The 13597-nt window shown below is 37.1% G+C and carries 15 protein-coding genes and 1 pseudogene; 7 read left to right on the top strand and 9 right to left on the bottom strand.

Going from position 1 to position 13597, the window contains the following annotated elements; translation table 11 throughout:
• Positions 1 to 33: 33 nt before the first annotated feature.
• Both ACFS5O_RS17735 and ACFS5O_RS17730 read right to left on the bottom strand, forming a co-directional pair.
• Positions 34 to 576, bottom strand: a complete 543-nt coding sequence (locus ACFS5O_RS17735; RefSeq protein ID WP_205725770.1) for an HAD-IIIA family hydrolase — start codon at positions 574 to 576, stop codon at positions 34 to 36.
• 12 nt (positions 577 to 588) lie between these two features.
• Positions 589 to 1014, bottom strand: coding sequence for a PH domain-containing protein (locus ACFS5O_RS17730; protein WP_205725771.1), 426 nt, complete (start codon positions 1012 to 1014; stop codon positions 589 to 591).
• 423 nt (positions 1015 to 1437) lie between these two features.
• On the opposite strand from ACFS5O_RS17730, the gene ACFS5O_RS17725 reads away from it, so the two are divergent.
• Positions 1438 to 3117, top strand: a complete 1680-nt coding sequence (locus tag ACFS5O_RS17725; protein ID WP_205725772.1) for a hypothetical protein — start codon at positions 1438 to 1440, stop codon at positions 3115 to 3117.
• A gap of 53 nt (positions 3118 to 3170) precedes the next feature.
• Here ACFS5O_RS17725 and ACFS5O_RS17720 read toward each other — a convergent pair whose 3' ends face one another.
• Together ACFS5O_RS17720 and ACFS5O_RS17715 are read right to left on the bottom strand one after the other, a co-directional pair.
• A complete protein-coding gene (locus ACFS5O_RS17720; protein WP_205725773.1) occupies positions 3171 to 4193 on the bottom strand; it encodes a C40 family peptidase in 1023 nt (340 codons plus the stop codon).
• 891 nt (positions 4194 to 5084) lie between these two features.
• Positions 5085 to 5637, bottom strand: a pseudogene (locus ACFS5O_RS17715) (site-2 protease family protein); the annotation flags it as partial.
• 196 nt (positions 5638 to 5833) lie between these two features.
• Here ACFS5O_RS17715 and ACFS5O_RS17710 point away from each other — a divergent pair.
• A complete protein-coding gene (locus ACFS5O_RS17710) occupies positions 5834 to 6238 on the top strand; it encodes a hypothetical protein (protein ID WP_205725775.1) in 405 nt (134 codons plus the stop codon).
• A 35-nt stretch (positions 6239 to 6273) separates the two neighbouring features.
• On the opposite strand, the gene ACFS5O_RS17705 is transcribed toward ACFS5O_RS17710, so the two are convergent.
• The 3 genes from ACFS5O_RS17705 to ACFS5O_RS17695 all read right to left on the bottom strand — a co-directional run bounded on the left by ACFS5O_RS17705 (position 6274) and on the right by ACFS5O_RS17695 (position 8808).
• Positions 6274 to 6636, bottom strand: a complete 363-nt coding sequence (locus tag ACFS5O_RS17705) for a hypothetical protein (protein WP_205725776.1) — start codon at positions 6634 to 6636, stop codon at positions 6274 to 6276.
• Between the two features lie 81 nt (positions 6637 to 6717).
• The gene (locus tag ACFS5O_RS17700; RefSeq protein WP_205725777.1) at positions 6718 to 7296 is read right to left on the bottom strand and encodes a GNAT family N-acetyltransferase; all 579 of its coding nucleotides are present in this window, start codon (positions 7294 to 7296) and stop codon (positions 6718 to 6720) included.
• Between the two features lie 15 nt (positions 7297 to 7311).
• A complete protein-coding gene (locus ACFS5O_RS17695; RefSeq protein ID WP_205725778.1) occupies positions 7312 to 8808 on the bottom strand; it encodes an HD domain-containing phosphohydrolase in 1497 nt (498 codons plus the stop codon).
• Positions 8809 to 9103: 295 nt separating this feature from the next.
• On the opposite strand from ACFS5O_RS17695, the gene ACFS5O_RS17690 reads away from it, so the two are divergent.
• Positions 9104 to 9832 (top strand): TraR/DksA C4-type zinc finger protein, encoded by a 729-nt coding sequence (locus ACFS5O_RS17690; RefSeq protein ID WP_205725779.1) that lies wholly within the window; start codon positions 9104 to 9106, stop codon positions 9830 to 9832.
• A 40-nt stretch (positions 9833 to 9872) separates the two neighbouring features.
• Here the strand turns inward: ACFS5O_RS17690 and ACFS5O_RS17685 are convergent, their stop codons facing one another.
• Positions 9873 to 10505 carry a LysE family translocator gene (locus tag ACFS5O_RS17685; RefSeq protein WP_205725780.1) on the bottom strand — a complete coding sequence of 211 codons (633 nt, stop codon included), beginning with the start codon at positions 10503 to 10505 and terminating at the stop codon, positions 9873 to 9875.
• Between the two features lie 149 nt (positions 10506 to 10654).
• Between ACFS5O_RS17685 and ACFS5O_RS17680 the strand changes: the two genes are divergently transcribed.
• Entirely contained in the window at positions 10655 to 11230 is a 576-nt protein-coding gene (locus ACFS5O_RS17680; RefSeq protein ID WP_205725781.1) for a cysteine hydrolase family protein, read from the top strand.
• A 121-nt stretch (positions 11231 to 11351) separates the two neighbouring features.
• Complete coding sequence (locus ACFS5O_RS17675) at positions 11352 to 11588, top strand: hypothetical protein (protein WP_205725782.1); 237 nt, start codon at positions 11352 to 11354, stop codon at positions 11586 to 11588.
• 40 nt (positions 11589 to 11628) lie between these two features.
• On the opposite strand, the gene ACFS5O_RS17670 is transcribed toward ACFS5O_RS17675, so the two are convergent.
• Complete coding sequence (locus ACFS5O_RS17670) at positions 11629 to 12189, bottom strand: ribonuclease FAU-1 family protein (RefSeq protein WP_379839503.1); 561 nt, start codon at positions 12187 to 12189, stop codon at positions 11629 to 11631.
• Between the two features lie 107 nt (positions 12190 to 12296).
• Here ACFS5O_RS17670 and ACFS5O_RS17665 point away from each other — a divergent pair, with 107 nt between their 5' ends.
• Entirely contained in the window at positions 12297 to 12701 is a 405-nt protein-coding gene (locus tag ACFS5O_RS17665) for a hypothetical protein (protein ID WP_205725784.1), read from the top strand.
• On the top strand, positions 12702 to 13583 hold the full coding sequence (locus ACFS5O_RS17660) for an alpha/beta fold hydrolase (RefSeq protein WP_205725785.1): 882 nt from the start codon (positions 12702 to 12704) through the stop codon (positions 13581 to 13583). It abuts the gene before it with no gap.
• Positions 13584 to 13597: the final 14 nt, after the last annotated feature.

Here is a 13597-nt window from a genome sequence, read left to right as displayed (position 1 = left end):
CTCGATTTTTTCGAGGCGTTTTTTTTACTTATTTTACCTGCTGATTGCATTCGTATGCTCAAACAGCCATGTCATTCCTTCTTTTAAAGTTGCAGAGACATGATCAGGTTGAAAAATAGAAGAGGTGTGATTTTGATCCCATGATGCTTTGCCAGAACCAGTTAGTACTAATATGGCCTTGCATCCAGCAGTTTTGGCAGCTACAATGTCTGTCCATCGGTCACCAAACACGACACACTTTGACAGATTCAGATGATGTTCTCTTGCCGCCTTTTTTAACATACCAGTAGAAGGTTTCCTGCATTCGCAACCTTCTGAATGGTGGTGCGGACATAAGTACACATCATCAAATCCAAACGCTTTTAATTCAATGAAAAAATCTGTTTCGGCTGCAACACCACGACTGATTCCAGGTTGATTCGTGAATGAAAAAACAGGAATATTTCTGGATTTAAAGATTTGAATCACTTCTTTTGTATAATGAAAAAGTTTAAAATCCCCAGGATATTCAATATGATCTGAACCGCCGATCGTTCCATCACGATCTAAAAAAACAGCTTGATAGGTTTCATTCATCAATAGCAGCTCCTAATCATATTTGATTGTTGCATTTGGACATCTCTCACTTAATTTTTGTAAAAATTCATCTCGATTTTTTGGAGAGATAAGAGCCAATCCAAACTGGTACGTAATATTGATTCGTTTTAAAGAGAGTGCGGGACTAGATATGGGATTCAGCGTCTTATGTGCAGATGAGATTTCACGATATGGAATTCTTTTTTTGATCGGACCACTTCTAATAATTAGTTCATTTTCATCTAAGACATAATAGGTTGTAAACCAAAGCCAACTGATGAAGCCGATTAAGGCAAGATTAATGATGACCGTAATCAATATTCCTAGAAGGTTTGTCTTTTCTGTTATTAAGGCAAATGTACTGATGTAAGCGCCATAAGCAACAGCGCCCCAGAGGATCAATCCAAGCCACCAATCTTTTTTTGATGAGTATTTCATCGTGTAACAACTCCTATAAAGTGAATAATGGACATCGTTAAAAGATAAAGAATCTACAAGAATAGCAACGTAATGATCGCTGCATTTTTCTCTTGCAACTTTAAAAAATGAATCACTATAAGAAGCATAAGGATATCAAGAAGAAGTTGGATAGGAGCTCTTGTCCCTTCAGGTAGGTAGTTAGTAATTAAAACTTTACGAGGTTAGGGGACGCTATAACGACTATTAAAGAATAGCTTTACAACCTAAACCTAAAGGACAAATCCCTCACATCCTTTTTATTCCATTATAAAGTAAAAATAAAACAGAAGGTCGTTTATTTCTAAGTTTTTCTCATCAAAAAATTTGTTATGGAACTTTTTACATATTTAATCGTATTGGTTAATAGGGTTAAGAAGTAAATGTTAAAAAAGGGGATAGTTTATGAACATCTTGTTATTTTCCATCATTGTTGGGCTTGCTGCAGCATTGGTAATCTTTCCGATCTCTCGCAACAAAAAGCCTGTAAAAAAAGAAAAGAAAAACAATCTTACAGGTGCCATGATTGGTATGGTTATATGTACCATTCCTGTTATATTTGTTTTTTATTATATAACGAATCTTGATCGTAATTTTTCTTCCATTTGGATATTAGCAATCATCGTGACTGCGATTGGTGCGTTTTTTGCTACAGGTAAAGAAAGAATGATCAAGTTAGTCTTATTTCTTATCAGCTTGATTGTAGGTATCTATTTTCTGTCTGCCGGATTGTTTAACGCTGACGAAAAATATCAATCATCCAAAATGACTGAAAAGACAGAGATTGAGTCTTTTGATGAGGCGGAAACTCCGGCAAGTGTGCCCCCTAAGTTTGCAAGAAATAAAATGAGGAAGTCATTTGGTCAAGTACCAAACACGAGCTTTTATGAATTAGGAAATCTACAGATACAAAAAGTGGATGGTAAATATGTATATATTGCACCCGTAGAGTTCTCTGGACTTTTTAAGTGGTGGAACGGTGATGTGACACCAGGGTACTTTACATTAAGCGCGACTGATTCATCAGCCAATCCAAAGTTTATTAAATCTGAGATGAGCTATACACCATCTTCGTATTTTAATAAGAACGTTGAACGTCACATGCGTTCAAGTTTTCCAGAATACATTTTCTACGGAGATCCACAACTAGAGATCAATGATGATGGAAAGCCGTTCTACATTCGGTCCTATGGAGAGTTCATCTCAGCTCGTAACGGCTTTAAAGTAGAGGGTATTGTTGTAACAGATCCTGAGAATGGAAATACAAAGAACTATTTGATCAAGGATATTCCAGCCTTTATCGATGGGGCTGTATCTCCAGAAACAGTCAGCCTTCAAAACAGCTATTTTGGTAACTATGTACATGGATTTTGGAACAGCAAATTTGGTAAAAAGGATGTAAAACTACCATCTGATGAAGGAACGGAGGCTAATGTAAGTCCAATCTTTGATGAGAATGGAGATATGTTTTACTTTACCGACTTCACAAGTCCGAAAGAGGGAGTCGACTCTATGCTCGGTTATTCTTTAACAGATGCAAGAACGGGGAAGGCAACCTATTACACTGGTAATCTTGAAGAATCTTATATGGATTCTGAAGGAGCTTTAGAGATCATTGAAAAGAAATTTATCGAGAAAAAATGGGACGGTGAGATGCCTGTACTCTACAACTTTTATGGAGAAGCAAGTTGGCTGACCCCAGTTCTAGATTCGAATGGATTCTTACAAAACTATTTTATCGTTTCTGCTGCAAATCCAGAGATCTCTGTATATGCCAATACACCGAATGCTGCAATAAAACAATATAAAACAGCATTACAACGAGGCGGAGGATCTGTGGACGGAACTTCGAATGCTGAAGAAAAACAAATATCAGGAAACGTCCTGCGTGTTTATAAAGAAAAAGTTGGAGATTATACGATCGTATCCTTCTTATTAAATAACCGTAAGAGCTATATCGTATCTTCAGAAAACAATCCTCTAGCTATCTATTTAAAAGAACAAGATAAAGTTAACGTTACTTATCAAGATACGGGTGAAGCATTTTTACCTGTAACGGATATAGAAATAGATGGTTTAGAATAATAGGAGATAACGAGAAAAAAGGCAGGGCACATTTGATTGTGCCCTGCCTTTTGTTATGGTTGTGGAATATATCGTCTTGCGCCTGAGAACTCTACTGCATATGCAGGTGTTGAGATCGGGTCGAGTCTTACAGTAGAAGCAGTGTTTGGAGAGTGAATCATCATACCGTTTCCTGCGTACATGGCAACATGATGAACGCGTCCTTTTCCTTCATTATAAGCAAAGAACATTAAATCACCAGGCTGTAGTTGATCTTTATCAACGGTCAGCCCTTCTTTAGACTGTGGTCCAGAGTCTCGTGGAATGGTAATGCCGTTTGCTTTATGAAGGGTGTGAGTAAATCCAGAGCAATCAAATCCAAATCCTGATGCACCAGCCCATAAATAGGGAAGACCGAGAAATTTCTTAGCTTCTTCTACAAGAGCTTCTCCAGTTGGTACAGGAATGTCACGTTCACTTTTGTATACTTTTGCGTCTTTGGCATCAAGCCAGCGCACTTTTCCTTCAGGTGTTAGAACAGCAATTGTTTTTGATAATTTTTTAATGACAGGTAACTTTGTGTTATAGCTTATTTCAAGATCTTTTTTGTGTCCGAATGGTCCTTTAGAAAGCCACGCCGTAGGACTCGTAATCAATGCAAAATGTTTTCCTTCGGATTTTTTGAAATGGTCAGAATAGGTTAATTGTGCAAGGGGCATCCATCCTGGATAGCCGAGCTCGTTTCTCGGAGTAGGCTGGCCGTATACCGCTACTTTTACCCAATCATCTTGTTGCTCTAAAATATGTACTTTTTGACCGTATAATGCTTGTGTTTCAAGTTCACCAACTAACCAAAGCTTTTCTTCATAGGTCATACTTGTTGTCCAGCTTCGTAAGTCAACAGGTTGGGAAACGGATGCCTGATCTACAGGTCTTGCTGCATCTGGTCCTACCCAAAGGGTGGCTGCAGCAACATTCACATACATGTCACTTCCTACAATATCTTGGGCTGATGTTCCTTTTTCAGCTGAAGCTGTGTTTGAAAATATACCAAAAATAACAGCGAGTGAAAATAGGACTTTAAGAAATTTTTGCATCGTGATCTTCGCTCCTTTTTCTCTTTTTCTACACCATTCGTGTTATGGGTTAGACATTCCTTTTATCTATCAGAAAGATAAGTCGAAAAGCCCTCTGTATGTTTTGGATATCTAAAGCCAATGTACTATAAATAAAATCGTGCAGGTAAAAAGAAGGGTATAAAAAAACACCTCTATATAAGAGGTGCAAAGTAATCTAGCTGATTAAGAAGCGGTTTGCATCCATAAGTTGATTTCCATAAACAACAAATGCGGATAACACTCCTGCTAATAGCAGATACATGATCAATACGATGACTTTTGTTTTTGTGTTTGATACGTAATAGTTTTTCGTTTGTTCAAATTGTTTTTCCGTTTTAGCTTTTTCAGCTAACAAACTTTGTTCATATGCTTCAAATAGGTTGCTGTGGCTAAAGTTTGGAAGCTCTGGTATGGTTGCCATCTCTTGTGGATCAGCTTCTTGATACATGTTATGAATATACTCTCTCTGACGTTGATTGCTCTCATATTCTTTTAAGAGTGTTTGTAAGAAACGTTCACGATTGTTTAAAATTTCGATCTCCACTAATGTACGATGTTTACGAATCTTCTTCTTATCCTGAAGAACGGGGAACGAATACCCAGTTGGCATATTGCGTTTCAGTCTATCTTTAGCAACGCGCACATCTTCTAAGTACGTACCGATGATATAACCAAAGTTCGGCATGTCCTTATACTCATCCATCTCTTGATTGATCACTGTGAGTTTGTCTTGTTCGGATTGAAATAACGTAAGTGTTTCTTTTAGTTTGTTTTGTTCAAAGTCTTCACGAACTCGTTTCCACCAAGTCAAGATACCAAAGATAAAGATTAAGAAAATAATTGGGTCTGGTGAGATGAACAAATACGGGATCACTAGCAATAAACCGATGAACCAGATCTTGGTAGATAGAACTCCAACGATTCTTCCACCATCGAGTGGTGAGACAGGAAACAAGTTAAATAGATTGATCATCGCTCCTAAGAAGATGACCAAGCCCCAAAATGGTTCTTTAGTCGTTTCATACAAAAACACAGCAGGTAAGAAAGACAATAAACCGAATAACGGCCCTGCGTAAGCAATATAGGCTTCATCTTTAGCATTTTTAGGCATCTCTTTCATACCAATTGCTGCACCCATAAAAGGGATAAAAATCGCCGGAGATGTTTTAATCCCTTTTTGTTTAGCAGCAACTAAATGGCCCATCTCATGCACAAAAATTAAATAAACGATGGCTACAGCGAATTTCCAGCCATAAAAAGCCGCGTATGCTCCAAGGGATATAAACATGGAGATGAGTGTAGCGAATTTTCCTAATTTCAGCAGGCTGAATACCCACTTTAACTTACTTAGTAAAAACAAACCGATGCCCGCAATGATGGTCCATATACGGGATTGGTTTTGTTTTTCAGCTTTTTGAGCCATAAATGAATCCCCCAACTCTAGTTTCTTATTTCTATCTTAAAGGAAATACGTAGAAAGGGGAAATAAGTTTCTTCTTTAAGAATTTCCTTAATAGACGGTTTTTTGACTGAAAAATCGGGGTATACGACAATTAAGTACCCCTCTATTAATAGGAAAGTGTTGCGAATGCTGTTATAGATGAGAAGGAGTGATGAGTTTGGCTTTGCATGACCATCCATATATTAATGAAGCATTTATTCTGAACAAAGATGAAGTGATCAAAGCAGTGGAAGCCTATTTATTACGTGAAGGTTATGAAACGGGAGATAGCATGAAGGCAGATGGTATAGATCTGATGGCAACGAATGAATATCATACTCTTCTGATCGCAGCTCAAGGAAATGTGTCAGAACTGACTGCTTATCAGAAACAAGATGATTTTTCCATGCAACTTGTGAATCTACTAAAAAGTCATGAAAAGAACCCTGCTAAAACCCTTGTGCTCGCTCATCCAGACACCCCCAGTTATCGAGAAAAAGCGAATACGATCAAGCATGCGTTGGATGATCTAGGCATGGTAAGATTATGGGTCAAAGGAGACGGGACGATCGAGTGGGAATAAACGAAAGAAAAAGGCACCGGAGAAGAATTCCGGTGCTATTTTACTTTTTCAATTGTGTCATGGCTTGCCTCATACAATTCAGGTAGAACCTTCATCTCTTCGATTTCGCGCTTCGTCTTTTCGGTTCCTAATAGGTAGAGATATCTGAATAGTTCGTAAACCAATTTGCTGTCTTTTCCTCGATGATATTCAGCGTGTGATTCAGAAAAATGTCTTTTCGGTGAAAAAATATCCAAGCCTTCTTGTTTATTGTTAGCGTGCATTTGGGCAAATAGATGCTCTAATTGTTGCTTTTCATCATAAGACGCTTGAATCTCAAAATAATGAAGGTGATCGTCAGTAGGAAGAGGCTCCAAATCACCTTTAGCGGTTACATAAAACGTTCCTTTTTGTTCCATTCTCAAATACCTCCTTTTCCCTTTTCATTCCTCTAGTAAGTTAGTTTGAAACATATTATGAATAAAATAAAAAACAAGAAGCTAGATGCTCTTAGCTTCTTGTTCGTATAGATCGGCATTCTTTTTTAGTAGGGAATAGATATACATATCATAATAATGATCACCAACTCTTTGATGTTCGCGTAATAATGCTTCTTCATGAAACCCAAGCTTAGTTACTAATGAACGGGAAGACTTGTTTTCTGGTCGAATCACAGCTGCTATTCGGTTAAATTCCATCCCGTTAAATCCATAATGAAGAATGGCTCGCAGCGCTTCAGTCATGAATCCGTTATACCAATGAGCACGTTTTAGTTCATAGCCTAGCTCTGTTCTTCGATCTGATTTACTCCAATTGTGAAATCCACACGTTCCGATTAGCTTATCTTGTTCTTTTAAAATGATTCCCCAACGTATGGAGCTTCCTGCGGAGAAGCCTTTTTTAAATGCTTGAATGAGCTCATAAGCCTCTTCTTCCGTCTTTAAAGGCTCCATTCCATAAAATTGTAATGCATCAGCATCAGAGAACGCTTCATATATTTCTTTTACATCTGATTCAATTACAGGCCTTAATCTAAGCCTATCTGTTTCAATAACTGGAAAATGATCGTATGTATTCAAAAATGACCTCCTGGTTCAAGAAATAGATTTTAATGACATCTCTTCAATGAAAAGTTGTGCTAAATATGGATCCCATTGTGTACCTTTTCCTTCTTCTAATATCGCCAATGCTTTTTCGTGAGTCATTCCTTTTCGGTAAGGTCTATCAGAGGTCATCGCATCGTACGCATCGGCAACTGCGATGATCCTTCCGAAAATAGGGATATTTTCTCCAGCCAGTTGTTCAGGGTAGCCCTTACCATCATAACGTTCATGATGATAACGAACACCTGGAAGCAGCGGTTGCATAGCATCAAAAGGCTGCACTTGCGCAAGGATGTCTGCTCCTATAACTGGATGCTTTTTAATTTGTTCAAACTCCTCTGAAGTTAATTTGGCCTCTTTTAGTAAAACAACATCAGGGATTCCAATCTTTCCAATGTCGTGCAAAAGTGCTGCTTTTCGAAGTTGGACCAATTGTTGAAACGGCAATCCCGCCATTTGACCAATCTTCATCGCATAATCGGCAACTCGTAAGCTATGTCCAGCTGTATAAGGATCACGTGCATCTAGGGTAGCGGCCATCGTCGCAAAAAAACTTTCGAGCAGCTGTTTATTTTCATGCTCTCGAGATTGTATCGCTTGCGCCATATGGTTAAAACCTTTTATGAGTTTAGAAAATTCATCTGAATACAAATCATTGACTTTTGCGTTTGAATTACCGGTACGTACTTCATACATGCCTGCTTGAAGCTCGTTCATAGGCTGTTGAATATCTTTAAACAACAAATATGCTCCATAGATCGCAAAAGAAATCCCGATTAATAAGATGAAGAAAGCCCAGCTCCAATACGATCCATTTACAGGCGCTGATAAATGGTATAAACGCACTTGATTTGCAAGTGCGAACAAAAGAAGTGGAAACGTTCCAATAAATAAAGTACTCCACTGAATCTTTCGTTGAATAGATATATGTTTTGAGGTTGCTAAAGAAAGTATTTTTCCGTGGTCTTTCAGTGTTCGTTCTTGGATGGAACGAAGCACAGGCTGAACGGCTTTCGTCGTTAAAAAGAACTCAATAATGGCATGCATCCCTGCAACTAAGATCGCCCCAAGTGATGCAAGATACATGTAATAGTAGGGAAGTGATAAATAATCTAGTGAGATCGCTATAGCTGTCAAAGATAGTGCTGGTATGGATAGTCCTAACAGGTGCGGACCAAGAATTCGTTTTACCGTTCTGATCGGAAAGTGATGTGCGTGAAAATACGTTTTTTCAGCAAGTTGAATGGTAGGTTTTTGTTTGGAAAAGTAATTCTTAAATACTGCCGTATGCATACGAAAAAACACATATTCAAGTGAAAACATAACGAAGCAAGAAGTGAGAAGAATACCACACAATATCGAAAATTCCAACGTTGATAAGCGGAGTGTAGTAAAAACAAAAACCCCTCCTACTCCTAAAACAGCAGCGGTTGAACCAATAACATAATTTCTTAATAACCGTTTTTCAAAATTCTCATAGATTTTCAAGTTCCCCCGCCTTTCTTACTATTACTTTTTAGAAGATATTATTAGCATACCTTACAAAAAGTTGGAAAAAAAGCAATTTTTCAACACTTTAGAACATTTTTTGCTAAAAAATAGGTATTTCGATTTATAGGTTAGAAATAGAAAAAGAGAAATGGAGAGATTTGAAAATCGGAAGTGCTAACGAATTGTTGTTAAGTATAGCATGTATGATTATGGTGCAAAATACACAGGATGGATAATTATTCGGAATAAAGGGTATGAAATGGTATATCGAAGTAGGAAGGGAGATTGAATCATGGCATTATCTACACAAGAAATGGACCATTTTAAACAAATCTTATTATCACGAAAAGAAGAGATAAAAGGAATGAGAGAAAGAAACGACTCTTTTGGTAATGATTCAGAATTTCCGAAAGAATCAACGGGTGAACTATCTAATTATGATAATCATCCGGGTGATCTTGGCACAGAACTATTTGAAAAAGAAAAAGATATTGCTTTAAACGATTTACATGAAAAAGAGCTAGAAGATATTGAAACAGCTTTAAAAAGTATTGATAAAGGTGAATATGGAGTTTGTAAAACGTGCGGCGAGGACATTCTGAAAGAACGCTTAGAAGTTGTTCCTTTTACATTGTATTGTAAAGAGCATAGCCCTGCACAACATTCATCTGATGATCGTCCGATCGAAGAAGAGGTAATTGGTCCAGATTATAAGACCAGAAGCAATGACAATAAGGATGCGAATTTTTTTGATGGAGAAGATACATGGCAGTCCGTTGCCAAGTATGGGACGAGTGAAACTCCGTCTGACTTTACTGATCCTGATAAGAGAGACTATAACGAGATGTATGAAGATTCGGATGATGATGACGGCTTTGTAGAAGACTATGAAAGTTTTGTTGCAACTGACATTACAGGAAATGAGAGAAAAGTTGTCCCGAACAGAAACCATGAGGAATATGAAGAAGAGTTAGATAGGGAAGAAGAGAAGGAATCCAATCGAGAAAAATATGATAAGTAAAACAGAAGGCGCTGCGATTTTCATGCAGCGCCTTTGTTTATTAAATTAACGAATATAATCGATAAGCAAGGAAACTAGAAAAACAGATCAGACCGATTCCAGCTAATCTGGTTAGCCACCTTATTGTTAACTCATTGATCAGCGAACGAAAAAAATGAACGGTAAAGGCTACATTTAGGTTCCACAGGACAATTCCTGCAATTATACAAAGACTTAACCCTATTCTTATGAGTTCACTTGTTGCAGAAGGCAAGCTTTGAAGTGAACCACCATAAACTCCGAACCAGAACATAAAATTATAGGGGTTCATAAGAGCGATGACAAAACCTGTCCAAAAAGGTCTTTTCTGTTCAATATCTTTCTCTATTAATAACGGTAAGGGTGCAACTGTATTTTTTATGGTTGATATTCCTAAGTAACTTAGTAAAACTATGCCGATTAGCAGCATGCAGATTGTTATCCATTTCTCTTGTAAAAAAGGTGAAAGTCCTAGAAATATAAAAGACATAAACAAAAAATCTGCACAAACTGCCCCAAGCCCAACGAGCCAAGATGGCCAAAATCCCCCATATAATCCGTGTTTAATCATCTCAAGTTTAATAGGGCCGATTGGAATAGCTAAGCTGATACCAAGCATAACAAAATGAATACTCAATATCATGATCTCGTTCAAAACTGCTCCCCCTATTCATGTAACTTGTCTAAGTTACTTCCAAAATATGAAAGGTTAATCTGAAATAGTACGGAAGGAAAAATTAAATTCAAAGCGAAAAAGTTATGTAATGATTAAGATTTACATTCTGAATACAAGGAGATCGTAATGTGAAAAAAGCATGTTTGCTTATTATTGATGTCCAAAAAGGATTTGATGATACTAATTTCTGGGGAGAACGAAATAATGGAAATGCTGAAGAGAATATGTTTCTATTACTTGTTGCATTTCGAGAGGTTGGTTTACCGATCTTTCATGTGCAGCACCAATCAGAAAACGAGAACTCACCATTGCACCCTTCAAAATTAGGTTATCAGTTGAAAACAGGATTTGAACCTAAGACAGATGAACCTTTGTTTATTAAGAATGTTAATAGTGCTTTTATCGGAACCAATCTTAAGGAAACGTTAGAAAAAGAGATGATTAAACACATTGTGATTATTGGTCTAACGACGAACCATTGTGTCTCTACAACTACAAGAATGGCGGCTAATTATGGTTTTAGTGTATCATTAGTTCATGATGCTACTGCTGCATTTAAAATCAAATCTTATAATGGAACCGTGTTTTCGGCTCAAGATGTACATGAGTCTGCTCTTGCTCATCTTCATCAAGAATTTGCAGAAATAATAAGTACAGATGAAGCTTTGTCACGGTGGGGAAGTATTTCTTCATACATGCAATAGCAGACATAGACAATATTCCCCAGGAAATGTCGGATGTTGCTAATGGTTTAGAGGGTTTTATTTAGGGTAAAAATGTATATAAATAAATTTAAACTGAGAGTAATCTAGAGGTGTCTTACAGATGAATAGTGATCAAATCGAACAATTGATGAATAATCCTGAACAAGAATTAGAGTTTTGGAGAGAAGAAGATCAACAGCCTGAACTTGTGAGAATGAGATATGTTCCTCAGGGTGAAAGTGGTTATTTCCAAGTTACTTTTTTAGATGAGGAAGAAGGAATCATCGGATCACAAGTTTTAGATGAAGTAGAAGATGCTTTGCGTTTTTTAGAAAAGAATAAGAATGTTAATAAATAGATGAAACCAGAGGGGAATGTCCCTCTGGTTTTTTTAGAATCTATCGTTTATCTGAGAACCTTTTTTCTTGCGTCCATTCTGCAGCGTGCTCCATGCATGTTTCAAGTTGTTCGAACTTTCCTTGTTTATGCATCGAAATGATTTTCTTTGCTGTTTCATGAGCAAGATTCATTTGATCTTTATTAATATCTCCTTTTTTGAAAGCTTCCATCAACTCATTGTCATCTAGAAGAAAGAGCTCTTTGTCTGGAAGAATAACAATATCTAAATAGAGGTCATCAAACCAAGGAACTCCATTTTCATCCACGCCATGGTCGTTACACATATCAATGTAAAATTGAACTACGTTGCCTGTATGATCGAGTACCGTTGTGATCGTGTATTTTTCTCCCTCAGGAAAATGTTGCATCCACGTATAACCGGAATCGGCGATACATACCTCATGTTGTTTATAGGTAACAACTAACGGTTCAGATACTTGCTTTAAATGAATGACTGTAACATTCCCTTTGAAACAAGAAGTTACCTTATGCGTGACTTCAAAATGTTTGTCTGTTACTCTTTTCCAATTTGGTCGATCTGCCGTTTTATGTTCCATCATCAAACCTCCATATTATGGTAACTTTATATCCTTTCATTTTAGATTATAAAAAGGGATATGTAAAATTGTGGAGAAGTATGTAGAGGGATAGGTGTAGAATGGGAGGATTGTCAGATATGAAAAGAATACATAAAGAGTTAGAGGAATTTCAATTGCAAAAAGGTTGGGAGATCAGTCAAGAAAGTGCTGAAAAAAGCACCGAATCTCTCTTGCTCAATCATTTACTATTAACAACTGAAATAGCAGAGATTGCTGAAGAGTTAAGAAGAATGTTAAATAGAGCTTACGATATGAAAGAAGAAGGGGTGGAAGGAGAAAGGGCATTTCAACTCGCTAAGGAAGAAGTTGCTGAAGACATTGGAAAAGAAATTGCTGATAGTATCGCCTATCTCTTCAAATTTGCTACGTTCTTTCAAAGAGACATAGAAGGTGATATTAAAAATAAATTGAACGAGATCAACGCTCGTACAAAACCAAATCTTCAAAAGCGTATAAAAGAGGAGGTAAAGTAAATGGAGATTCTGTTTGAAGAACACAAGATACGTTCTCATGATGGCACTGAGCTTTCGGGTTATGATTATGGAGGTTCTGGAGATTCGTTGATATTAATTCATTACCTTAATGGAATAGCTAAAGCTTGGCATCCCGTCATTCCCTTTCTCAAAGATCATTATAGAATAGTAGCCTATGACCTACGTGGACATGGAAAATCTGATCAACCCGATTTCGGGTATACATTCGAAGACACGGCGAATGATTTAGAGTGTGTCATGAACCACTTTGGGATTAAAAAAGCTCATCTCGTAGGAAGCTCATACGGTTGTATGGTTGGGTTATATTTTACAGCGATGAGGCAGGATAGAGTTTTGTCACTTGCTAATATTGATGGTGCGATCATAAATGATTCTGGTGAGCACGGTCTTTATGATGAGACTTTAGAAGAGCATCTCGCTAAATTTGAAGGACAATTAGATCCCGATTACGAGTCTGTAGAAGAATATCAACAGATTTATCAAGAGCAATGGTTACCATGGAACAAGGAACGAGCAAATTATATCGCTGACTATGAACCGCGTTTGAAAGAAAACGGAAAAGTAGGTAGCATTACTACCGGTGAAACGATGATGAAGATCATTTCCGAAATCTATTATATTGATTTCTTAACTTGGTATAAAAAGGTTCGATCACCTGTCTTATTTCTACCTGCTGAAAAAGAAGATCATTTTCAAAAATCTTTAAAGTTTATTGATTTGGCAAAGAAAGGATTACCTTACAGTCAGACCGTCGTTATTCCAAGTTCGACACATTTAATGATGTTTGATCATGGAAAAGAATTAGCGGAAGCGATCGTAAAATTTCATTCAGAAATACCGATCTCACAAAAAAATTTATGATGATTCGAATAGAA

The sequence above is a fragment of the Fictibacillus nanhaiensis genome, from assembly GCF_042686385.1.
Classification (GTDB): Bacteria; Bacillota; Bacilli; order Bacillales; family Fictibacillaceae; genus Fictibacillus; species Fictibacillus nanhaiensis.
Note: the sequence above shows the minus strand (reverse complement) of the source record. Positions and strands in the feature narration are given on the sequence as shown.